22 protein-coding genes are annotated in these 21,752 nt (G+C 64.7%); 11 read left to right on the top strand and 11 right to left on the bottom strand.

Annotated elements, in window-relative coordinates; genetic code table 11:
• Nucleotides 1-14: 14 nt before the first annotated feature.
• Nucleotides 15-1,424 carry an ATP-binding protein gene (locus tag FJ953_RS10145; RefSeq protein ID WP_140496058.1) on the bottom strand — a complete coding sequence of 470 codons (1,410 nt, stop codon included), beginning with the start codon at nucleotides 1,422-1,424 and terminating at the stop codon, nucleotides 15-17.
• Nucleotides 1,421-2,137, bottom strand: a complete 717-nt coding sequence (locus tag FJ953_RS10140; RefSeq protein ID WP_140556209.1) for a response regulator transcription factor — start codon at nucleotides 2,135-2,137, stop codon at nucleotides 1,421-1,423. Before FJ953_RS10140 ends, FJ953_RS10145 begins: the two co-directional genes overlap by 4 nt.
• A gap of 280 nt (nucleotides 2,138-2,417) precedes the next feature.
• Between FJ953_RS10140 and FJ953_RS10135 the strand changes: the two genes are divergently transcribed.
• The 4 genes from FJ953_RS10135 to clpS all read left to right on the top strand — a co-directional run bounded on the left by FJ953_RS10135 (nucleotide 2,418) and on the right by clpS (nucleotide 3,933).
• Complete coding sequence (locus FJ953_RS10135; RefSeq protein ID WP_140556114.1) at nucleotides 2,418-2,720, top strand: hypothetical protein; 303 nt, start codon at nucleotides 2,418-2,420, stop codon at nucleotides 2,718-2,720.
• 38 nt (nucleotides 2,721-2,758) lie between these two features.
• On the top strand, nucleotides 2,759-2,992 hold the full coding sequence (locus tag FJ953_RS10130; RefSeq protein WP_140496055.1) for a hypothetical protein: 234 nt from the start codon (nucleotides 2,759-2,761) through the stop codon (nucleotides 2,990-2,992).
• A gap of 211 nt (nucleotides 2,993-3,203) precedes the next feature.
• Nucleotides 3,204-3,527: a hypothetical protein gene (locus tag FJ953_RS10125; RefSeq protein WP_140624184.1), complete on the top strand. Its 324-nt coding sequence runs from the start codon at nucleotides 3,204-3,206 to the stop codon at nucleotides 3,525-3,527.
• A gap of 100 nt (nucleotides 3,528-3,627) precedes the next feature.
• Nucleotides 3,628-3,933 carry an ATP-dependent Clp protease adapter ClpS gene (clpS, locus tag FJ953_RS10120; protein ID WP_140496053.1) on the top strand — a complete coding sequence of 102 codons (306 nt, stop codon included), beginning with the start codon at nucleotides 3,628-3,630 and terminating at the stop codon, nucleotides 3,931-3,933.
• 46 nt (nucleotides 3,934-3,979) lie between these two features.
• Here clpS and FJ953_RS10115 read toward each other — a convergent pair whose 3' ends face one another.
• The 4 genes from FJ953_RS10115 to FJ953_RS10100 form a co-directional block, all read right to left on the bottom strand.
• Nucleotides 3,980-6,058 (bottom strand): hypothetical protein, encoded by a 2,079-nt coding sequence (locus FJ953_RS10115; RefSeq protein WP_140624181.1) that lies wholly within the window; start codon nucleotides 6,056-6,058, stop codon nucleotides 3,980-3,982.
• A gap of 63 nt (nucleotides 6,059-6,121) precedes the next feature.
• The gene (locus tag FJ953_RS10110) at nucleotides 6,122-8,944 is read right to left on the bottom strand and encodes a DUF4159 domain-containing protein (protein ID WP_140496051.1); all 2,823 of its coding nucleotides are present in this window, start codon (nucleotides 8,942-8,944) and stop codon (nucleotides 6,122-6,124) included.
• Nucleotides 8,941-9,954 (bottom strand): DUF58 domain-containing protein, encoded by a 1,014-nt coding sequence (locus FJ953_RS10105; RefSeq protein ID WP_140624178.1) that lies wholly within the window; start codon nucleotides 9,952-9,954, stop codon nucleotides 8,941-8,943. The genes FJ953_RS10110 and FJ953_RS10105 overlap by 4 nt, the downstream gene beginning before the upstream one ends.
• Entirely contained in the window at nucleotides 9,954-10,958 is a 1,005-nt protein-coding gene (locus tag FJ953_RS10100) for a MoxR family ATPase (protein WP_140496049.1), read from the bottom strand. Before FJ953_RS10100 ends, FJ953_RS10105 begins: the two co-directional genes overlap by 1 nt.
• A 135-nt stretch (nucleotides 10,959-11,093) precedes the next feature.
• On the opposite strand from FJ953_RS10100, the gene FJ953_RS10095 reads away from it, so the two are divergent.
• Genes FJ953_RS10095 through FJ953_RS10085 form a run of 3 tightly spaced genes read left to right on the top strand, consistent with a single transcriptional unit; the run spans nucleotide 11,094 to nucleotide 13,631 of the window.
• Nucleotides 11,094-11,723, top strand: a complete 630-nt coding sequence (locus tag FJ953_RS10095) for a DUF1285 domain-containing protein (protein WP_140517010.1) — start codon at nucleotides 11,094-11,096, stop codon at nucleotides 11,721-11,723.
• A gap of 13 nt (nucleotides 11,724-11,736) precedes the next feature.
• Complete coding sequence (locus FJ953_RS10090; RefSeq protein WP_140524963.1) at nucleotides 11,737-12,369, top strand: CoA pyrophosphatase; 633 nt, start codon at nucleotides 11,737-11,739, stop codon at nucleotides 12,367-12,369.
• Complete coding sequence (locus tag FJ953_RS10085) at nucleotides 12,366-13,631, top strand: CCA tRNA nucleotidyltransferase (RefSeq protein ID WP_140624175.1); 1,266 nt, start codon at nucleotides 12,366-12,368, stop codon at nucleotides 13,629-13,631. Before FJ953_RS10090 ends, FJ953_RS10085 begins: the two co-directional genes overlap by 4 nt.
• A gap of 58 nt (nucleotides 13,632-13,689) precedes the next feature.
• Here FJ953_RS10085 and FJ953_RS10080 read toward each other — a convergent pair whose 3' ends face one another.
• The 3 genes from FJ953_RS10080 to hemF all read right to left on the bottom strand — a co-directional run bounded on the left by FJ953_RS10080 (nucleotide 13,690) and on the right by hemF (nucleotide 15,575).
• The gene (locus tag FJ953_RS10080; protein ID WP_140496047.1) at nucleotides 13,690-13,875 is read right to left on the bottom strand and encodes a DUF1059 domain-containing protein; all 186 of its coding nucleotides are present in this window, start codon (nucleotides 13,873-13,875) and stop codon (nucleotides 13,690-13,692) included.
• Between the two features lie 215 nt (nucleotides 13,876-14,090).
• Nucleotides 14,091-14,351, bottom strand: a complete 261-nt coding sequence (locus FJ953_RS10075; RefSeq protein WP_140524919.1) for a DUF1344 domain-containing protein — start codon at nucleotides 14,349-14,351, stop codon at nucleotides 14,091-14,093.
• A 309-nt stretch (nucleotides 14,352-14,660) separates the two neighbouring features.
• The gene (gene hemF, locus FJ953_RS10070; RefSeq protein WP_140524918.1) at nucleotides 14,661-15,575 is read right to left on the bottom strand and encodes an oxygen-dependent coproporphyrinogen oxidase; all 915 of its coding nucleotides are present in this window, start codon (nucleotides 15,573-15,575) and stop codon (nucleotides 14,661-14,663) included.
• A 119-nt stretch (nucleotides 15,576-15,694) separates the two neighbouring features.
• Between hemF and FJ953_RS10065 the strand changes: the two genes are divergently transcribed.
• The gene (locus FJ953_RS10065) at nucleotides 15,695-15,952 is read left to right on the top strand and encodes a hypothetical protein (protein WP_023770299.1); all 258 of its coding nucleotides are present in this window, start codon (nucleotides 15,695-15,697) and stop codon (nucleotides 15,950-15,952) included.
• A 69-nt stretch (nucleotides 15,953-16,021) separates the two neighbouring features.
• Here FJ953_RS10065 and soxR read toward each other — a convergent pair whose 3' ends face one another.
• Both soxR and FJ953_RS10055 read right to left on the bottom strand, forming a co-directional pair.
• Entirely contained in the window at nucleotides 16,022-16,492 is a 471-nt protein-coding gene (soxR, locus tag FJ953_RS10060; protein WP_140624173.1) for a redox-sensitive transcriptional activator SoxR, read from the bottom strand.
• Between the two features lie 150 nt (nucleotides 16,493-16,642).
• Complete coding sequence (locus tag FJ953_RS10055; protein WP_140624171.1) at nucleotides 16,643-17,116, bottom strand: tRNA (cytidine(34)-2'-O)-methyltransferase; 474 nt, start codon at nucleotides 17,114-17,116, stop codon at nucleotides 16,643-16,645.
• Between the two features lie 283 nt (nucleotides 17,117-17,399).
• Here FJ953_RS10055 and FJ953_RS10050 point away from each other — a divergent pair, with 283 nt between their 5' ends.
• Genes FJ953_RS10050 through FJ953_RS10040 form a run of 3 tightly spaced genes read left to right on the top strand, consistent with a single transcriptional unit; the run spans nucleotide 17,400 to nucleotide 21,748 of the window.
• On the top strand, nucleotides 17,400-17,921 hold the full coding sequence (locus FJ953_RS10050; RefSeq protein WP_181167235.1) for a hypothetical protein: 522 nt from the start codon (nucleotides 17,400-17,402) through the stop codon (nucleotides 17,919-17,921).
• A 28-nt stretch (nucleotides 17,922-17,949) separates the two neighbouring features.
• On the top strand, nucleotides 17,950-19,851 hold the full coding sequence (locus tag FJ953_RS10045) for an ABC transporter ATP-binding protein (protein WP_140624170.1): 1,902 nt from the start codon (nucleotides 17,950-17,952) through the stop codon (nucleotides 19,849-19,851).
• A gap of 13 nt (nucleotides 19,852-19,864) precedes the next feature.
• Nucleotides 19,865-21,748, top strand: a complete 1,884-nt coding sequence (locus FJ953_RS10040) for an ABC transporter ATP-binding protein (RefSeq protein WP_140624168.1) — start codon at nucleotides 19,865-19,867, stop codon at nucleotides 21,746-21,748.
• Nucleotides 21,749-21,752 lie beyond the last annotated feature (4 nt).

Genomic DNA, 21,752 nt, shown 5'->3' with positions numbered 1-21,752 from the left:
CCCTCAGTCGCGTCTCAAGTCGCCAGCGGCAGACGCAGCTCCGTCAGCAGGCCGCCGTCCGGATGGTTGGACAGGCGGATCTCGCCGCCGGCGGCACGCGCGATGTTGCGGGCGATGGTGAGGCCGAGGCCGAGGCCGCCGGTCTGGCGGTTGCGGGACTGTTCCAGGCGCACGAAAGATCCGAACACGGCGTCGATCTGGGCTTGCGGAATACCCGGCCCTTCGTCGCGTATGGCCAGCGTGATCATGTCGCCCGACCGGTACAGGCTGAGATGCGCCTTCTTGCCGTAGGTGACTGCATTTTGCACAAGATTGGTGACGCAGCGCTTGAGCGCGACCGGCCGCGCCATGCAGATCAGACCGCGCGAGCGCGTATCATCATTGTCGAAGGAGACCTCGGCGTAGCCGTCGGCGATCGATTCCACCAGCGACCAGAAGTCGATGCGCTCGCTCTTTTCCTCGTTCACCTCGAAAGTGGCAAAGTCGATCACCGAGCTGGCGATGCTCTCGACATCGGCGAGATCGTGCGCCAGCGCCTCGCGAACCGCCGACTTGCGCAACAGTTCCAGGCGCAGCCGCATCCTGGTCATCGGCGTGCGCAGGTCGTGCGCCAGCGCGGCGGCCAGGTGCTCACGGTCCTCGACATATTCACGCAGTCTCGCCTGCATGGCGTTGATCGCCTTGGCGGCGGCGCGCACCTCGCGGCTGCCGCTTTCGGCGATCGGCGGGCTCTTGAGGTCATTGCCGATCCGGTTCACGGCGGTTTCCATCATTCGGTAGGGCGCGGTCAGCCGGCGCAGCGACCAGATCGACATGATCACCACCAGCCCCGCTATCAGCGAATAGAGCGGCAGGCTGTCGAAGCTCAGGATCGGGCCGACCGGCGTGATCGGCTCGGTGAAGTTCAGCCATTGGCCGTCGGCGAAGCGCAGCGAGGCGGTCAGCTTGTCACTCTGGGCGAAATTCGCCGCCAGCACCAGGAGATCGCGTTCCACCTGGCCGACGTCCCTGTTCATGACCTCGCCACCGGGGCTGTCGGATTCCTGCGTCGCCGGATCGCGCCGGACGCGCGCGTCGGTGACGCCGAACTTCGACAGCCGTCCAACGAGAATGTCTTCCAACTCGGCGAGTTCATCGTCGCCGGCGATCGACGAGGTGACCGCGGGGGTGTCTGAAACCGTGAGAGCATAGGTGGCGTTGAACAGGCCGGATGCGGTCGCCTTGCGTTCCTCGGGCGTGGCGGCATGCATCAGCTGCACCAGCGAATAGGCGCGGTCGTTGAGGCGGTAGAGATCGACCACGTCATTGGCGGCCGCGCGGTCGCGCGACACGATGTAGAGCGTCGCGACCTGACTGATCAGCAGGCCGGCAATGACGATCAGCAGCACCCAGACAGGCAGGGTCTGCGGCAGGAAACGTCTCATTCGGAAGTCGTTTCGGGGAGGAACTGATAGCCGCCGCTGCGCACCGTCAGGATCAGCTTGGGCGTCTTGGGATCATCTTCCATCTTGCGCCGCAGCCGGCTGACCAGGATGTCGATGCTGCGGTCGAAGGAATAATCGCTGTCGCCGCCGGAGAGTTCGATGAGCTGGTCGCGGGTCAGCACGCGCTGTGCGCTCTTGACGAAGGTCTGCAACAGGTTGAACTCCGCCATGGTCAGTTCGACCCTGACATCGTCGGGCGCGGTCAGCCGGCGCCGCGAACAATCCATCGTCCAGCCGGCGAAGCGGTAGATCTGCTTCGATGTGGCGCGCTTGGGCTCGGGGGCGCCGTTGCGCCGCAGCACGGCGCGTATGCGGGCCAGCAATTCGCGGGGGTCGAAAGGTTTGGGCACATAGTCGTCGGCGCCCATCTCGAGGCCAACCACGCGGTCTGTCGTCTCGGTGACGGCGGTCAACATGATGATCGGCGTCGAATACTGGGCCCGGATGTCACGGCACAGTTCCAGCCCGCTCCTGCCGGGCAGCATGACGTCGAGCACGATGAGATCGACCTGTGCACGGCGCAGGATCGTTTCCATCTCGGTGCCGTCGGCGGCAACCGATGTGTGCAGACCGCGCTTCTGGAAGAACTCCTGCAGCAGGTCGCGAATGCCCTTGTCGTCGTCGACGATCAGTATGTGTGCGTCGGATTTCACGGGGATCCTGTCTTCGTTGACCTGCCAAGCCGGCAGGCGGCCACCCACACGATAGAATTCGGGCCATATGTTGGCCAGTGCCTTGGATTTCAAGGCAAGGTAAATCCGGCAATCTCCACACTGAATGCGCTGGAAGCCTCCCGCCGGGGCGCACAGACACAATCCAGAAACAAAATTCTACAATCGGGAAAAACTCCTGAAAAACTAGGCCGGCATAACGGTGCCGTGGCGGTCAGGTCATTTGGCCGCGACGCAAGTCTCCGGGTTCACGGATTAACCGATGCCAAGGTTGTCGATCAGTTTGTTGGGTGCGTTGATGGGCATTTCGCTCGTCACAGCCGCTGCTGGACAATCGGATGCAAAAGTGACGCCCACCACCCGGACCGAGCGGTGTGCCAATCTCAGCCACCAATTCGACGAAGCCCTCGAAACCCATGCCACGGCAACGCAGGTCACCGCGGCAAAGGCACTTCAGAGAAAGGGCAACCGGTACTGCGCCGCCAAGAAACAGGCACAGGGCATCCGGATGCTCGCCAACGCTTTGAAGTTGCTGGGGGTGACACCGAACGACCCGGTTCAGTGACACTCGAAACCCGACCCGCATGAAAAGGAAATGAAGCCATGAAAAAGTCCATCCTCTCCGCCACCGGTCTCGCCGTTGCTCTCGCCTTCGCCATGCCGGCTCTCGGCAACGCCGCTGCCACCACGACCGCCGCTCCGGCTGCTTCCTCGACGACCACCGCTCCGGCGACCACGACCGCCAAGCCTCCGGTGAAGAAGGTCGTTGCCAAGAAGCACAAGAAGGCGAAGAAGACTGTCAAGAAGACCGACAAGAAGGTCGCTCCGAAGGCTTAATCCAGGTCGGGCACACTGCCTGCCTTATGACAAGGCCGCTCCAGTCGCGTTTTGCTGGAGCGGCCTTCTTCCTGTCCGAAAAAGCCGAAGGCCGTGTATCGGCAGTGAAGCGAACGGACAGGTCCGAACGATGTGGCCGAAGCCGGCGCCGGCGGTTTTGTCTCGATCGGCCTTAACCCGATTGCAAGGCCGGCGCCGTAGGACAATCCGCATGAAGAGGCGGCTTTCGTCCATTCTGCGCTCGATCGTGTTCGGCGGCCTGGTCGCCACCGGCGCCGCCCGGCTTATGATCCTGCTCACCGCCAGTCCCGTGCCGGATCCGGCCAGCGGCCGCACCGAGCCGTCACTGTTCGCGCCTGTGATTTCCACCGACTGGGATTACATCACGCCCGCGCAGACCTGGCTGCTCATCGCACTTGCCAGCGTGACGCTGATCTGCGTCGTCGCCTGGCCGGTCGCATCCTGGATGGAACGCCGGTCGGATGCTGCCGGAAACTTGCCCTCCCGGAGCGGCTTCGGCCGCCAGGGCCGTTGAACCGCGGGCCGCACTTCCCACATAGCTCTGTGATTGGACGCTCGCTTTCGCCCGTGCGAAAATAGGGGCGTAGCCGAGGCTCGCGCAATTGCCGGTTCCCATGCCTGAAATCACGACAAAACCCCGTACGCAGACCCTACCCAAGACTGAGCGGCCGAAGCTCTACAAGGTCATCCTGCTCAATGACGATTTCACGCCGCGTGAATTCGTGGTGACGGTGCTGAAGGGCGAGTTCAAGCTCAGCGAAGACCAGGCGCATCGGGTGATGATCACGGCGCATCGGCGCGGCGTCTGCGTCGTCGCCGTCTTCACCAAGGACGTCGCCGAGACAAAGGCGACACGGGCCACCGACGCCGGCAAGGCCAAGGGCTATCCGCTAATGTTCACGACGGAGCCGGAGGAGTAGAGCAGGTTTCTTACCTTCTCCCACAAGGGGAGGAGGGAAAATGCTCCTATCGTCCCTCGCGGTACCACATCGAACCCATCGCCAGCAGCAGCAGGCCGAGGCCGAGGAAGCCGCTGAACAGCGGCACGCGCGAGACCGCCTTGAGCACGCTGTCGTCGGTGGTGCGCAGGCCGATCCAGTCGGCGCCGGACGCTTCTCCCGAGGACCGTACGGGGACGATCGAGGGCAAGGTCACGTCGCCGCCTCCCAGGGTCGATCCCGCAAGCCTGCGAACGCTGCCGCCGGTGGCTTCGGCGGGAGCCTTCAGCCGGTCCTGCGTGGAAACGACGTCGGCGAATTCGGGTGCGTTGACCGGCCCGACATGGGCGAGCGCGGTAAGGTCGCCATTGCCGACCTGGTAAAGGCCGATCTCGGAGGTCTGGGCGCTGCCCAGGAAGACACCGGGTTCGGATTTCTCGAGCTTGACGGTGATGGTCTTGCCGGAGGGCGTGATGATCTGGGCCGGGCCGGGATCGTCGGCCATGGTCTGGCGGCGAATTTCCAGCACCATGCCGCGCCCGTCGGCGGTCAGCCGTTCCTCCTCGAGTTCTGGCTCCTTCATCAGCCAGTGGGCGATTCGGCGGTAGAGCTGGACATGCGGGCCGCCGCCTTCGAAGCCGCGCGCCCACAGCCAGCCCTGGTCGGACAGAAGCATGCCGACGCGGCCTTCTCCCTTGCGGTCGAGCAGGAGCAGCGGCCGGTTGTCGGCTCCCTTCATCACCACCTCGCCTTCGGGATTCTGCACGCCTATGGTGCGGAACCAGCGGCTCCAGTGCGGCGGCTCGCTGGCAGAGCCGTCGAGACCGCGCGTCACCGGATGGCGCTGGCCGATGTCGGTGAGGCGAGGGTAGAACGCCTTGTCGACGACCTCGCCGGTCGGCATCGCCGGCAGCGCCGACATCAGAGGCGTACGCGCGATCGAGCTTTCACCGGCATATTCGGGTCCGGCCGCAATCAGCAGCGCGCCGCCCTTTTCGACATATTCGGAGATGTAGTCGTAATAGAGGATCGGCAGCACGTCGCGGTGCTGGTAGCGGTCGAAGATGATCAGGTCGAAATCCTTGATCTTCTCGACGAACAGTTCCCGCGTCGGGAAGGCGATCAGCGACAATTCATTGATCGGCGTGCCGTCCTGCTTCTCCGGTGGCCGCAGGATGGTAAAATGGACGAGATCGACCGAGGCGTCGGATTTCAACAGATTGCGCCAGGTGCGCTCGCCCGCGTGCGGCTCACCGGAGACGAGCAGCACGCGCAGGTTCTCGCGAATGCCGTCGACCAGCGCGATGGCGCGGTTGTTGGTGTCGGTGAGCTCGCCCGGCTCGCGATCGATGGCGAGTTCGATGATGTTGCGCCCGGCGCTGGGAATGGTCACGTGCAGCGGCATGGCCTGCCCGACGGTGGCATGCTCGACCGCGACCTGCTCGCCATTGACCGAAACGCGCACATCGACCGGCCCGGTCTCGTTGCTGGTTGAAATCACGCGATAGGTCATATCGAGCGGCTTGCCGACGAGGGCGAAGCGGGGCGCGTTCTCGAAACGTATGCGGCGATCCTTCTCGTGGTCGTTGCCGGTGATCAAGGCGTGCAGCGGGGCATTGAAATCAGGCGCGCCGGCGGGTGCGTCATGCACTTCGCCATCGGTGATCATGACGGCGCCGCCGATGCGCGAGGGCGGCACGTCGCGGAAGGCGTTTTCGAGCGCGCCGAACAGCCGCGTTTCCGTGCGTTCCTCGGCGGCTTCCGACTTGCCGGCCTCGACGACGCGGACGTCGAACTGCTTGAAGCGGCCGAGGCGCTGCTCAAGCCCGGCCAGCGCCTCGTTGGTCTGTTTGGTCCGTTCACCGATGTCCTGGCTCTGGCTGCGGTCGACGATCAGGGCAACCACGCTTTGCTGCGGCTCGCGCTCCTCGTTGAGGAACACCGGATTGAAGAGAGCGGCGGCGAGCGCCAGCAATGCGACGAGGCGCAGGACCGCGCCGCGCTGGCGAAACCACAGGCCGACGGCCGCGAGCAGGGCCAGCGGCACCAGCACCAGGGCCAGCAGCGGCCAGGAGATCAGCGGTTCGAAGGAGATCGACCAGTTCACGTCTTACCCTCCCCCTTGCAGGGAGGGCCGATCCGGGGAGCGAGCGCAAGAAGGAGCGTCATCTTACTGGCCCAACCGTTCAAGCAATATGGGCACGTGCACCTGGTCGGATTTGTAGTTGCCGGTCAGCATGTACATCATGATGTTGACCCCGGCGCGCAGCGCATAGATGCGCTGCATCGGATCGTTGGGCACGGTCGGCAGCAGCGGGTCGCCATTCTCGTCGACGGCCCAGGCGCCAGCAAAATCATTGGCGGTGATCATGATCGGCGAGACGCCGTCACCGGTACGCACCGGCCGGTTTTCGGCATTGCTGGCGTCGAGCGATGCCTCGACCCAGAGCGGGCTGCCGGCGAAGCGGCCAGGGAATTCGGGCAGGATGAAGAAGGATTTGGTCAGAACATGATCCGACGGCACCGGCTCCAGCGGCGGCACGTTGAGGTTGCCGAGGATGTCGCGCAGCCGCTCGGTGGCGGGGCTGGTCGAGTCGGCGCCGATGCCGTTGGCGAACTGGTCGCGCGTGTCGAACAGCACGGTGCCGCCCTGCTGCATATAGGCATCGATACGGGCAATCGCGGCCTGGCTGGGCATGGCTGCGGCCGGATCGATCGGCCAATAGATGAGGGGAAAGAACGAAAGCTCGTCCTTGGAGATGTCGACGCCGGCCGGCGCGCCCGGCTCGAGCGCGGTCTTCTCAATGAGGAAGCGGGTCAGGCCCTCGAGCCCGGCGCGACTGATCGAATCGTCGCCGGGCACGCCAGTCAGCACATAGGCTATCCGGGTCTTGGAGATGTCCTCTATCGCGGCGGTGTCGCCAGGCTTGGCATCGTCGGCGCGCGCGGGGCCGACATGGCCGAACAGCGCGCCGAGCCCGATCAGAATGGCCGCCATGGTGGTTACGGCCGCAGCGCGGCGCGGCCTGCGCGTCAACAGGCCGCCCATCCAGAACACCGCCAGCGTATCGAGCACCATCAGCGCCAGCGCGGCGGCCACCAGCGCGCCCTTCAAATTACGCGATTCGTCAAAGGCATACTGAATTGTGGTGACCGGGACAGTGATTTGCGGGCGCGCCAGCGGCGCAAGCGTGCTTGTCGCATCGAGCAAATTGTGGGCGAAAACGCCGGCTTCCGAGCCATAGAGGCCGGGCGGGTTTTCGAAGGTCACCGGCAGTGTACCGGCGCCCGGCACCAGCGGGCGCGCATCCGGCGTCGGCGGCACCAGCATTCCGTCGGCCGCTATCATGCGGTAGGGCGCCAGCGAGGTGGCGGCGGCTTCGGCATTGGCGATGGCGGCTCCCTGGTTGCGCGACAGCTGCACGATGCGGCGCAGCATCTCGACGAAGCTGCCTGAGATCGGCAGGTTCGACCAGGTTGCTTCGGGCGTGACGTGGAACAGCACGAGCGTGCCCTTGCCCTTCTTCAGGCCGGTGACCAGAGGCGTGCCGTCGGCAAGCGCTGCCCAGGTGCGCTCGACGATATCGGGCGTCGGTTCGGCCAGCACCTGCCTGGAAACGGTCACCTCGGTCGGCGGCGCCAGATCGGCGAAGGGGCCAGCCTTGGGGAATTCGGTGACCGGCTGCGGCGTGGTCCATGACAATGCGCCGCCGAGCGAGCGTTCGCCGGTGCGCAGACGCACCGGCAGCAGGTCGTCGTCATTGCCGGCGGCGGCCAGCCGCGACCCGGCGAAACGCACCAGGGTGCCGCCCTTTTCAACCCAGTCGACGAGCCTTGGCCTGATCTGTGCGGGAATGGTACCGATATCGGCCATGACGATCATCGCCGGCTTCTGGTCGAGGATCTGCGGAATGGCGTCGGCCAGGTCGGCGCTGGAAGGTTCGACCAGGTCGGCGAAGGGCTGGAGCGCGCGCCTGATATAGTAGAGCGGCGATAGCAGCGGCTGCGCCTGGTCGGCCTCGGCCTGCGACAGGAGCCCGACACGGCGGCGCTTGGAGCTTTCGTCCAGCACGCGCACCGCGCCCGCCTGACGCTCGCCGTCGAGCGCGATCGAGGCGAAATCGTTGCGCAACTCGAACGGCACCGCCATGGTGCCGGTGGCGGTTGATTGGCCGGGTGCGAAAGTCAGCGTCGCATCAGCGATGCGGCGGCCCTTGTCGTCGAAGGCGCCAGCGGTGACTTGCGCCGGGGCCGCATCGCCGGGCGCGCGGATGGCGGTGAGGGCAAAACCGTCGACGTCGTTCTCGGCGCCTGTCAGGCCGGTCAGCGACATCCGGTCGGCAACGGCCCACACGACGCGGGCGGCGTTTTTGGACAGGAGCGTGTTGAAGGCGGCCTCGTCGCCCTTCGCCGCCAGTCCGTCGGCCAGCACGGCGACGCTGGCGCCCGGCAGGCGCTCCAGGGCGGCGGCGACGCGGGCGTAGACCGCCGGCCGGTCGGTCGGGATCGGCCGCGGCTTTGCCGCGCGCAGGCGGTCGAGCGCCGCGGCCGCATCGAAGGGGCCGATCTCGGCATTGGGTTTTTCGGCGGTGAAGGCGATGATGACCGGCACGCCGTTCGAACCGGCGTCGGCGATCAGCCGCTCGGCGGTTGCGATGCGCTTGTTCCAGTCGGCGGCGCTTGCCCAGCCATTGTCGACGACCAGCGCCAGGGCCGCGCCCTCGGCCGGCAGTTTCTCGCGCGGATTGAAGACCGGTTCGGCAAGGGCGGCGACGATGAGCGCCGCCATCAGCAGCCTGAGCAGCGTCAGCCACCAGGGGCTCTGCTGCGGGGTTTCCTCGCGCTTCAGCACGCGCGCCAGGATCTTCAGCGGCGGAAACACCTCGGTCTGCGGCCTGGGCGGGGTCAGCCTGAGCAGCCACCAGATCACCGGCAGCGCCAAAAGACCCCACAGCAGCATGGGCGCGCCAAAGGAAAGCGGCAGCCAGCTCATGCGACGGCCTTTCCTGGCTGATCGCCACCAGCGATCATGCCGCCACGATCGCCAGCGATCGGCCTGGGCTGATCGCCACCGGCGATTATGCCGACGTGGCCAATAGCGGTCAGCCCGGGCTGACCGCCATCCGTCATCGCCATGTGCAGGCGTACCAGGGCGTCGGAAGCCAGTCGATCGGTGTGGTTGACGGTGAAGCTCCAGCCAAGCCGCTTGCACCAGCTGGCCAGTTCCTGGCGTCGGGCGCCATAGAGCAGGCGATACTCATCGGCCAGCATCTCGGCGCGGCCGGCGGTCAGCTTCTCGCCGCTCTCCGGGTCGGTGAATTCGGTGCGGCCGGCATAGGGGAATGTCTCCTCGGCCGGGTCGGCGACCTCGATCAGATGCGCGCGCACGCCATGGCGGGCGAGCACGTCGAGCCAGGCCATGGTTTCCTCGACCGGGTCGAGGAAATCACTGGCGATGACGATGTCGCAGAAGCGGCGGATGCCGGAGAGATCGGGCTTGGCCGGCAAGTCGCCGGCATGCATGAGCTGGGCGGCGATGCGCTCGGCGCCGTTGCGGGCGGTGAACGGATCGGTAAGGCCGGGCCAGGCGATGCGCTCACCGCTACGGGACAGCAGCTCGGCCATGGCCAGCGCCAGCACCAGGCCGCGCGATTGCTTGGAAACGGCGGCACCGGTCGATTTGTAGAGCATGGACGGCGAGGGGTCGGCCCACAGCCACACCGTATGGGCCGCTTCCCATTCGCGGTCGCGCACATAGGTGTGGTCGTCGCGAGCCGAGCGGCGCCAGTCGATGCGCGAGGAATCGCCTTCGACATAGGGCCGGAACTGCCAGAAATTCTCGCCGATGCCGCGCTTGCGGCGGCCATGCCAGCCGGCGATCACGGTGTTGACGATGCGGCGCGCCTCGACCAGCAAGTCGGGCACGAGCGAAGCCCGCAACCGGCCGCGGGCGAGCGCGTCGCGCGTCGCTGCCGGAGCCTGGAGCTCGCCGATGCGCGCCATCAAATCCCTTTCACGAGCTTGGCCACCACATCGCGCACGCTGGTGCCTTCGGCGCGGGCGGCGAAGGTCAGCGCCATGCGGTGCTGGAGCACCGGCTCGGCCAGAGCCCGCACATCGTCGACCGACGGCGCCAGCCGCCCATCATAGAGCGCGCGCGCCCTCGTGCACAGCATCAGTGCCTGGCTGGCGCGGGGACCCGGGCCCCAGGCGACATGCCTGTCGGTTTCGGCGTTGCCCTGGCCGGGGCGCGCCGAGCGCACCAGGGCCAGGATTGCCTCGACCACGCTTTCAGGCACCGGCATGCGGCGGATCAGCGTCTGGATATCCCTCAGCCGCGCCGGCTGCAGCACATTCTGTGCCTTCGCGTCCTCGACCCCAGTGGTTTCCAAAAGGATGCGGCGCTCGGCCTCGAGTTCGGGATAGAGGATGTCGACCTGCATCAAAAAACGGTCGAGCTGTGCCTCGGGCAGCGGATAGGTGCCTTCCTGTTCCAGCGGGTTTTGCGTCGCGAGCACATGGAAAGGCGAGGGCAGGTCGTGGCGGGCACCGGCAATGGTGACGTGATACTCCTGCATGGCCTGCAGCAGCGCCGACTGGGTGCGCGGCGAGGCGCGGTTGATCTCGTCGGCCATCAGCAACTGCGCGAAGATCGGCCCGGAAATGAAGCGGAAGGAGCGCTTGCCGAATTCGTCCTGCTCCATCACCTCGGAGCCGAGAATGTCCGAGGGCATCAGGTCGGGGGTGAATTGGATGCGGCGCGAATCGAGGCCGAGCACGATGCCCAGCGTCTCGACCAGCTTGGTCTTGGCGAGGCCCGGCACGCCGACCAGCAGCGCGTGGCCGCCGGCCAGAAGCGCCACCAGAGCGCGTTCGACGACACTTTCCTGGCCGAAGATGATGCGACCGACCCCGTCGCGGACCCTAGAAATGTCGGCCAGCGCCTTCTCGGCCTCGGCGATCATGTCTTTTTCGCTGATCGGGCTTTCCTTGACCATCACGCTCATGCAGCATCGATCCTTGTGGTTGGAAATACCAGCTTGACGCAGAATGCCGCGATTCGGCTCCGTCTGGCGCCTGCCTTCAAATTTAAATCACAGAGTTAGGCTGACAAGCGCAACAACAGTGACTATTTCGTGACGATGGCAGAGGGCTCCGAACAAAGACAGCAAAGCCTGGCGGCCGCGACCGAGGCGCGCGGCCTCGAGGCGCTGATCTCGCGTGCGGCCCGCGCCGGCAAGGGGCCGGCCCCGGTGGAGCGCTGGAATCCCGACTTCTGCGGCGATTTGGATATGGAAATCAAGGCTGACGGCACCTGGTTCTATCTCGGCACGCCGATCGGCCGCATGCCGCTGGTACAGCTTTTTTCCTCGGTGCTGCGCAAGGACGCGGACGGCAGGACCTATCTGGTGACGCCGGTGGAAAAGGTCGGCATCCGCGTCGCCGACGCACCCTTCATCGCCGTCGAGATGGATGTCTCGGGCAGCGGCGAGGGCCAGATCATCACGTTCCGCACCAATGTCGGCGACGTCGTCGAGGCCGGACCGGAGCGGCCGCTGCGCTTCGTCGACGAGCACGAGACCGGCGGGCTGAAGCCTTATGTGCTGGTGCGCGGGCGGCTGGAGGCGCTGGTGGCGCGGCCGGTGATGTACGAACTGGTCGAGCATGGCGAGGAGATCGAGATCGGCGGCAGGTTGATGTTTGCCGTTCGTTCGAAAGGCCAGGCCTATCCGATCATGCCGGCCGACAGGCTGAGGCAGCTGAGCGCGTGACGGACAGTTCATGATGGACCAGGTGACGCCGACGCCCTTTTCCATTGCCGATTTGCGCGCGCGCTTTGCCGCGCAGCCGCAGGCGCATGCCGGCGACGACTATGGCGATCATCGCTTCAATCCAGGCCATCCGCGCCTCCACCGGGCGAAACCGCTGCGCGAAGCGGCGGTGCTGATCCCGATCGTCGATCACCAGGACGATGCCACGGTTCTTTTGACCAAGCGGGCCGAGACGCTGCGCAACCATTCCGGGCAGGTGGCCTTTCCCGGCGGGACGATCGATCCGACCGACGCCAGTCCGGAAGCGGCGGCGCTGCGCGAGGCTTTCGAGGAAATCGGCCTTGGCCGGGACCATATCGAGGTCATCGGCCGCATGCCCGATTATGTCGCGGGCAGCGGTTACAGGATCGCGCCGGTGCTGGGCATCGTGCGGCCGCCTTTCCAGTTGACACTCAATGCCGAGGAGGTCGACTTGGCCTTCGAAGTGCCGCTGCGCTTCCTCATGGATCCGGCCAACCACATCAGGGACAGCCGCATTTGGAACGATCTCGAATGGTTCTTCTACGATATGCCCTATGGCGACCGGCGCATCTGGGGCGTCACCGCCGGCATCATCCGCACGCTCTATGAAAGGCTCTATGGGTGAAGGTCTCGATCGCTGACAGGGCCGACTGGCTCGGCGACAAGCATCTGCAGCGCCTGCTTGCCATTCTGGCGAGCGGCGGCGAGGCAGCGCGGGTCGCCGGCGGCGCGGTGCGCAACACGCTGATCGGCCAGCCCGTCGCCGACATCGACATCGCCACCACCTGCCTACCGCAGGAGACAATCCGCCGCGCCGAGGCGGCGAGGTTCAAGACGGTTCCGACCGGCATAGAGCACGGCACGATCACCGTGATTGCCGGCGGCAAGCCTTATGAAATCACCACGCTGCGCGCGGATATCGAGACCGACGGCCGCCGCGCCAAGGTGTCGTTCGGGCGAGACTGGAAGCTTGATGCCGAACGGCGCGACTTCACCATCAATGCGCTCTACGCGGAAGCCGACGGCACGGTCGTCGATCTGGTCGGCGGCGTCGCCGACATAGAGGGGCGCCGGCTGCGCTTCATCGGCGATCCGGAAGCGCGTATCCGCGAGGACTATCTGCGTATCCTGCGCTTTTTCCGCTTCTTCGCCTGGTATGGCGAAGGCCGGCCGGACGCCGAGGGGCTGAAGGCTTGCGCCCGGCTGAAGGGAGGGCTCGTGCAGCTCTCGGCCGAGCGCGTCTGGTCCGAACTCAAGAAACTGTTGTCGGCGGCCGATCCGTCCCGCGCGCTGTTGTGGATGCGGCAGGCGAGCGTTTTGACCAGCGTGCTGCCGGAAAGCGAGAAATGGGGCATCGACGCGATCCACGGCCTGGCCAGAGCCGAGAAGGATCTGGGCTGGACCGCGGACCCGCTGCTCAGGCTGGAGGCGATCGTGCCGCCGGATGCGGCGCGCATGAAGACGCTGGTCGAGCGGCTGAGACTGTCGACGGCGGAAGCAAACCGTTTGCGCGACTGGGCGCTTACGCCGGGGATCGCGCCGAAAACGACCGAAGGCGAACTGGCCAAGACGCTCTACCGCGGCGACCGGCAGGGGGTCGTCGACCGGCTTCGCCTGTCACTCGCAGCGGCACGGGTGCGCGCGGTGGACCAGACCGATGCGCTCATCGAGGCAGGCGGCTTTTCCCGACTTCTCGCCTTCGCATTGAGATGGGAAAGGCCCGTGTTTCCGCTCAAGGGCGCCGATCTGACGGCGATCGGGGGGATGCCCGGGCCAAAACTCGGCGCGATCCTCAGGAATCTCGAAGCGGAATGGGTCGATGCCGGGTTTGGGCCCGATCGCGACGCGCTGCTCAAGCGCGCCGCGCACGCCCTGAAGGCCGGATAAAGCATCAGTCAACGCAATCCGGGCGGAAATCGCCGCGATTTCCGGAACTTGCTCCAAATCAGGCGGCGTCGCGGACCTTCTCGATGCGCGAGCGGATCGCTTCGATCATCGTTTCGCGGATGATCGTCTCGCCATGCGTCTCGCGCATATGTTCGACGGCACGGCGCATGACCTCGGCTTCCTCTTCGGCGCGCGTGTGCCATTCACAACCTGGAACGAGCGAGCCGCAGTGGAATTCCTTCATGGGATTTCTCCTTTTCCTCCATGGAGTCCGGTCGACCGCCCTGCAAAAGGCGGCAGGGACTCCGCATCTTCTTGGCGCGTTGTCCGACCTTGAGACCGGTTGGACCACGAGCGGGTGAAACCATAACACAGATGGGGTGGCATTGATTGCCGTCAACGACAAAAAGGCGGAGCAGCGCTGCTCCGCCCTCTTACGCCAGCCCTATGGGCAGGTCATCACTTCATGATCTTGACTGCCTCGGCAACCTTATCCTTGCCGCTCATGTCCCATGAAACTCTGACCTTCTCGCCGACCTTCAGGCCAGGATCCTTGAAGGTCCGGGGAAGCGTAAAAGACGATCCATTGTCGAGAACCAGGCTTTTGGACGCCGTATCAAAGGTCTTGATCGTGCCGGTGGTGTGCTTGACGGCGGCGAATGCCACCGAACCGGAAGCAAGAATGGCAACCGCTGCGGCCGAAACAATGATCTTGCGCATTGCGAAGTACTCCTGGAAAGCGCGGGCACCCTTTTGGCAGAGGTGTCCCGCATCGTCCTGGGCCGTCCGGTTGCGTCGAGTCGCGATCCGCTTCGTTCTGACGCAATTCCGAACGGAGAACCGCTCTGCACTCCTGGAATTGCGCAGGCGAACCGCCGGCGCTTCCCGACCCGTCCCGACAAATAGCCTAGTCTTTTCCGATGCCTATTAGACGAAAAAGAAACTTTGCGACGGCTCCCGCGCCACATTCGGTGCCCATTTCGCAGCGAATGGGACATCAATGCGGCTCACGGCGCGCTCACCATCTTTTTACGGCCAGCGAGCCTCCGGCGGCAGGCTGGAGAGGATCGAGGCGACGTTTCCGCCGGTTTTCAGGCCGAAGATGGTGCCGCGATCGTGAAGCAGGTTGAACTCGACGTAACGGCCGCGACGGATGAGCTGTTCGTCGCGGTCGCCATCGGTCCAGTTCTCGTTAAAATTACCCCGCACCAGATGGCCGTAGACCACGAGAAAAGCGCGCCCGACATCCTGGACGAAGTTGAAATCGGCATTCCAGCCGCCTTTGTCCTCGCCCGAATGCAGCCAGTCGAAAAAGATGCCGCCGGTGCCGCGCGGCTCGTTGCGATGCGGAAGGAAGAAATACTCGTCGCACCAGGCCTTGAATTTCGCATGGTCGGCGATGCCGGCGTTCTTCTCGCAGGCGAACTGCATGGCGCGGTGGAAGGCCATTGTGTCAGGGTCGTCCTGTGTGCGGCGTCGGTCGAGCACCGGGGTGAGGTCGGCGCCGCCGCCGAACCAGTGGCGCGAGGTGACGACCATGCGCGTATTCATGTGCACGGCCGGAACGTTGGGGTTCCAAGGGTGCGCGATCAGCGAAATGCCGGATGCCCAGAAGCGCGGGTCCTCCTCGGCGCCGGGCATCTGCTTCCTGAATTCGGGCGAGAACTCGCCGTAAACCGTCGAGGTGTGGACGCCAACCTTCTCGAAGACTCGGCCGTGCATCATCGACATGGTTCCGCCACCACCCTTGCCGGAATCACGCTCCCACGGCGTCCTTTCGAACCGGCCCGGCGACCACGAAGCGAGCGGGCCCTGGAGATCCTGCTCGATCTGCTCGAAGGCGCCGCAGATGCGTTCGCGCAATGCCTCGAACCACAGCCGTGCCTTCATCTTCTTTTCTTCGATGTCGGCGGGCAAGCCAGCCGGTATTTCAGGTCGTTCCAAGTGCTGTCTCCGGTTTCGGGGCGGCCGGCCCCTACAAATGACTCGTCTTTTGCCGGCGCGATCCCTAATCTCTTAGGGGAAAGGGTCAAGTCTGATCTGATCGGAGCAAGGAGACCTTCGTGCGCACCCCGGCAAGACCGCCGCTGGATGGCCTGAAGAAAAGGCTCGATCAAAGCCGGGCTGAACGCGCGCGCATGCCGCGCGACGGATTTTTGCGCGAAACCTTCGTCCTGCCGCGTTCGGACGCTCGCCTCAAGGCAAAGGAATGGTTCGAGCGCTTCCCCAAGCAGGCTTACTGGACCGAGATCGAAAGCTGGTTCGAACGGCCGGGCGATTTGATCGAATTCACCATAAGGCGCCTGCCGGCGGCGGATTAGGATTTCCTCGCCCTGTTTACGGGGACAACCCAATACAGGCGCCGCCCCTCGTATCCGCCTTCACTACGCTCAGGCACCGTCTCTCCGTGAATGGGCAGAAGGAAGAACCAGCCTTCTCGCCCCTGTTCCTTCCCTGGCCAGCCGGTCATCCTTGTTGCGGAGCGGACATTTGTCGATCGACATGCAGCCGCAGCCGATGCAGTCGGTCAGCCCGTCGCGCAATTTCTTCAATTGACCGATCTTGCGGTCGAGCCCGTCGCGCCAGGCGGTCGACAGCAGGCTCCAGTCGTCGCGCGTCGGGGTGCGGCCCTCGGGCAGGGATTGAAGCGCCGTCGCTATCTCGGCCAGCGAAATGCCGACCTCCTGCGCGATCTTGATGATGGCAACGCGCCTTAGCACGTCGCGGCCGTAGCGGCGCTGGTTGCCTGACGTGCGGTGGCTGCGGATCAGGCCGCGAGCTTCGTAGAAATGCAGCGCCGACACCGCGACACCGCTGCGCGCGGCCACTTGGCCAACCGTTAATTCCGCTGCTGGCGCCATCTCGCACTTTTCCGCTTGACCTCAAGTTAAGTTGAGCTTGTAGCGAAGAAGCCATCGACATGCAAACGACAGGAGATGGCGATGTGCGCCTGGGTGAGGATGACGGGCGAGGGCCGTGTCGCGGGCGCCGGCGGGACCGTGGCCGCCGCTTCAGCGGATGGCATTCTGGCCCAGTTGTCGCGTGGCTTCGCCGGCCACCATGGCGGCGGAGAGCGCCACATTGATGCTGCGCGCACCGGCCTGCATCGGGATCGTCAGCCGCGCGTCCGCCGCCTCATGGACCGGATCCGGCACGCCTGCGGATTCACGGCCGAACAAAAGGATGTCGCCAGTGGCGAAGTTGAAGCTGGTGTATGGGGTCGCGGCCTTGGTCGACAGCAGCACCAGCCGGTGCGCGCGGGCCTTGCGCCACTCCTCGAAGGCGTGCCAGTCGACATGCCGGGTCAGGGCAGCCATTTCGAGGTAGTCCATGCCGGCGCGCCTGAGCGCTTTATCGGAGAGCGGAAAGCCGGCCGGTTCGATGATGTCGACGCCGATCCCGAGGCAGGCGGCGAAGCGCAGGATTGTGCCGGTGTTGCCGGCGATGTCAGGCTGGTAGAGGGCGATGCGGAGACGGTCGTTCATTTCCGCATCCTTCTATTAAGTGGCAAATCGGCCACAGCGGCTTCGCGGTTTTGGAAATTGCTGGACCTGCGGGTGGCCATTTTCTGCGAAGTCGGGTATACAGCGTACATTGTCAACCCGAACCGAAGGAGGGGTAATTCATGATGACCATGCACATCCAGCACCCTCTCCGTGGGCTTACATGCCCGGTGGCGGTTTCGGTACGACGGTTCTCCTGATCTCTTAGACGCTTCCGCACCGATTTCCGCCGAAACCATTCCCTGGTCTTCGAAGGAATCCTGCGATGTTTTTCAAGCTGCCGAAGGGGCCGATGGCCCCGCCCCAACGCGTCTCGACTGATCAGCCGCCGATCCCGCGGCAGGACGTCGAGCACCCTTTTTATCTCTATTTTCACACGGAGGACGGACCGATGTTCGATCCCTACAGAATACCGGGCTCGAGGAGCCTGCATATCCACCGGCTGCCGACCTGGGCGCTGCTGATCGGCGAAACCTATTCGTCGGCGGTCCACGCCGAGGTTCGCCGGCGTCCGCATCGCGGCATGCTGCCCGATGTCGATTTCTCGCGCGCGGTTCCCGACCCGAGCCGGCCCTCGTTGGTGCGCCGTATCATCCGGGCGATCCGGCCGGGCGCGAAGATTCGCCTTGTCGACACCGCACCGTCAGGATCAACAAAAGAGCCTGTCGGCGAAAAGCCTGCGAACCCCTATATAGCGCGAAGCAGGGCCGACGGTCCGGATGATTCCGGACCGTCGGCCCTCGGCGCCATGCGGTCCGAGGACTTCGTACGTTCACGCGCCGCGTGAGCGGAAACAGATTTCATGAGCATGACCTATGTTGTTGTTTAGCTGGTTTGAAAAAAGGCTCGATCCGTTCCCGGGCGCGGAGCCGGTCGAGCCGCCCAAGACGCTGGTTGCCTTCTGCCTGCATTACACGCGCGGCGCATGGCCCTATATCCTGGTCGATGCGGTGCTGGTGGCGGCAATCGCCATCGCGGAAGTGTGGATGTTCGGCTTCCTCGGCCGCATCGTCGACTGGCTTTCGGCGCAGAACCGCGAAACCTTCCTGCAGACGGAGGGCTGGAAGCTCGCCAGCATGGCCTTTATCGTGCTGTTCGCGCTGCCTGGCACGGTATGGCTGCATTCGCTGCTCAACCAGCAGACGCTGATGGGCAACTATCCCATGCGTATCCGCTGGCAGGTGCATCGCTATCTGCTCAAGCAGTCGATGAGCTTCTACCAGGACGAATTCGCAGGCCGCATCGCCACCAAGCTGATGCAGACGGCACTCGCCGTGCGCGAATGCGTGATCAAGGTGATCGACGTCCTGAACTACGTCATCGTCTATTTCCTCGGCATGCTGCTCATCGTCGGCTCGGCCGACTGGCGGCTGGCCGCACCGCTCGGCGTCTGGATGGTCGGCTACATCCTTCTGCTGCGCTATTTCATTCCTCGGCTGGGCAAGGTCGGCGAGGAACAGGCCAATGCGCGCTCGGTCATGACCGGCCGCGTTGTCGACAGCTACTCCAACATCCAGACGGTCAAGCTGTTCAGCCATGCCCGCCGCGAGGCCTCCTTCGCCAAGGAGGGCATGATGGGCTTCCTCGACACGGTCTACCGGTCGATGCGGCTGGTGACGGTGCTGTTCGGCTCGCTCTACATCCTGAATGCGCTTCTCCTGTTCTCGGTTACCGCCATCTCGTTGTGGCTGTGGCTGGGCCAGGCGGTGACGATCGGCGCGGTCGCCGTGGTCATCGGCCTGGTTCTGCGGATGTGGGGCATGTCGCAGTGGATCATGTGGGAAATGTCGGGCCTGTTCGAGAATATCGGCACGGTGCAGGACGGCATCGCCTCGATTTCGCTGCCGCGCCTTGTCGAGGACAGGCCCGGTGCGAAGGAGATCACGGTCTCCAAAGGCGAGATACGCTTCGAGGACATCCGCTTCCACTATGGCAAGCAGAAGGGCGTCATCGAGAACCTGTCGCTGGTGGTGAAACCGGGCGAGAAGGTCGGCATTGTCGGCCGCTCCGGCGCCGGCAAGTCGACGCTGGTCAACCTTTTGCTGCGATTCTACGACCTCGAAGCCGGCCGTATCCTGATCGACGGCCAGGAGATCGCAGCGGTGAAACAGGATTCGCTGCGCGCCCAGATCGGCATGGTCACGCAGGACACCTCGCTGCTGCATCGTTCGGTGCGCGAAAACATCCTCTATGGCCGGCCCGACGCCAGCGACGACATGCTTGTCGAGGCTGCGCGGCGCGCCGAGGCGCTGGACTTCATCGCCGGGCTTTCGGACCATAGCGGCCGCAAGGGATTCGACGCCTATGTCGGCGACCGCGGCGTCAAACTGTCCGGCGGCCAGCGGCAACGCATCGCCATCGCTCGCGTTATGTTGAAGGACGCGCCCATACTTATCCTTGACGAGGCGACGTCGGCGCTGGATTCCGAGGCGGAAGCGGCCATCCAGGAGAACCTCTACAAGCTCATGCAAGGCAAGACCGTCATCGCCATCGCCCACCGGCTGTCGACCATCGCGGCGATGGACAGGCTTGTGGTGATGGACCAGGGACGCGTCATCGAGGAAGGTTCGCACGAGGAATTGGTGGCCAAGGGCGGGCTCTACGCGCAGCTCTGGCAGCGCCAGTCGGGCGGTTTCCTGCTGGATGACGGCCCGATCGGTGCCGCAAGCGACGTTGTTGCCAATGACGTTGGCGCAAAGGGACAAGCCGCTGAATGATGGCCGCCGCCGCATGATGACAGCCGTCTATCGCTGGTTCGAGAACTGGGTCTATCCGTTCAGGGAGCCCACGAATCTTCGGCCGCCGTCCGGCGTCGCCGGTTTTCTCTGGCACTATGTCGGCCAGGCCAAGTTCGCCTTCTTCGCCATGCTGGTCATCGGCGGCATCGCGCCGCTGGTCGAGGCCGGGCTGTTCTACTTTGTCGGGCGGCTGGTCGACATCCTTGACCAGCTTCCCGGCGAACGCAGCTGGCATGCGCTGTGGACGGCCGCCGGGCCGGAACTTGTGTTCATGATCGTCGTGGTGCTGGTCGTCCGCACCATCGTCGTCGGCCTGTCGGCCCTGGTCGACGAGCAGACGATCACGCCTGGCTTCTACAATCTGGTGCGTTGGCAGGCGCACCGGCACGTGTCGCGCCAGTCCTACTCCTTCTTCCAGAACGATTTCGCCGGCCGCATCGCGACAAAAGTCTGGCAGGCTGGGCAAGCGACCGGCGACCTGATGGAAAGCTTCATCGAGGTCGTCTGGTTCATGATCGTCTATACGGTGACGACGCTGGCGCTGGTCGCGGGGCTCGATATCAGGCTCGCAGTGCTGGTGGTGATCTGGATCGCGGCCTTCGCCTGGCTGGCCAGGCTCTATCTGCCGGCAATCCGCAAACATGCCGAGGCGACCGCCGAGGCGGGGTCGATGATCACCGGCCGCATCGTCGATTCCTACTCCAACGTACAGACGCTGAAACTGTTCTCCGCCGATGGCGACGACCGCTACATCAGGAGCGGCTTCGACATCTATCTCGACGCGTTGCGCCCGTTCACGCGCCGGCTGACCGGCGTGCGCATGGCGCTGACGACGCTGTCGGGCATCATGATCACGGCGATCGGCTGCTTTGCCGTCTATCTCTGGGTCGAGGGCTCGATTACCGTCGGCGCGGTCGCCTTCACGCTGTCGCTGGTGCTGCGGCTCAACATGCTGCTTGGCCGGCTGATGATGCAGCTCAACAGCATCCTGCGCAATCTCGGCGTGCTGGAGAATTCCAAGGCGCTGATCTCGCAGCCGCTCGGTCTGGTCGACGCACCCGACGCCCGGGAACTGGTCGTGGCCGGCGGGCGCATCGAGGTGAAGAATGTCGAGTTCCACTACGGCAAGGGGTTCGGCGTGCTCAACGGCATCGATCTCGTGGTGCGGCCGGGCGAGAAGGTCGGGCTGGTCGGGCCGTCCGGCGCCGGCAAGACCACGCTCGCCAACCTTATCCTGCGGCTGTACGAACTCGAAGGCGGAAAGATCGCCATCGACGGCCAGGATGTCTCGCAGGTGACGCAAAATTCGCTGCGCGCCAATATCGGCGTCGTCAGTCAGGACACAGCACTTTTCCACCGTTCGCTGCGCGACAATATCAAACTCGGCATGCCCAACGCCACCGACGCGCAGGTGATCGCGGCGGCCAGGAAAGCCGAGGCGCATGATTTCATCCTGACCTTGCGCGACAATCGCGACCGACAGGGCTACGAGGCCTATGTCGGCGAGCGCGGCGTCAAACTGTCGGGCGGCCAGCGCCAGCGCGTGGCGATCGCGCGTGTCTTCCTCAAGGATGCGCCGATCCTGATATTGGACGAGGCGACCTCGGCACTTGATTCCGACATCGAGGCGGCGATCCAGGAAAACCTGACGCGGCTGATGGAAGGCAAGACGGTCATAGCCATCGCCCACCGGCTGTCGACGATCGCCGCGCTTGACCGCCTCGTCGTGCTCGACGGCGGCCGCATTGTCGAACAAGGCACGCATGATGAACTGGTGGCGCTCGACGGGCTCTACGCGCGGCTGTGGAAGCGTCAGTCCGGCGGCTTCCTCTATCATGAGGAAGCCGTGCTGGAAGAGACGCGGCCGGCGGAGTAGCGGC

The organism is Mesorhizobium sp. B2-3-6 (assembly GCF_006442305.1).
Classification (GTDB): Bacteria; Pseudomonadota; Alphaproteobacteria; order Rhizobiales; family Rhizobiaceae; genus Mesorhizobium.
The sequence above is the reverse complement of the archived record's forward strand: the minus strand, read 5'-3'. Positions and strand labels throughout refer to the sequence as shown.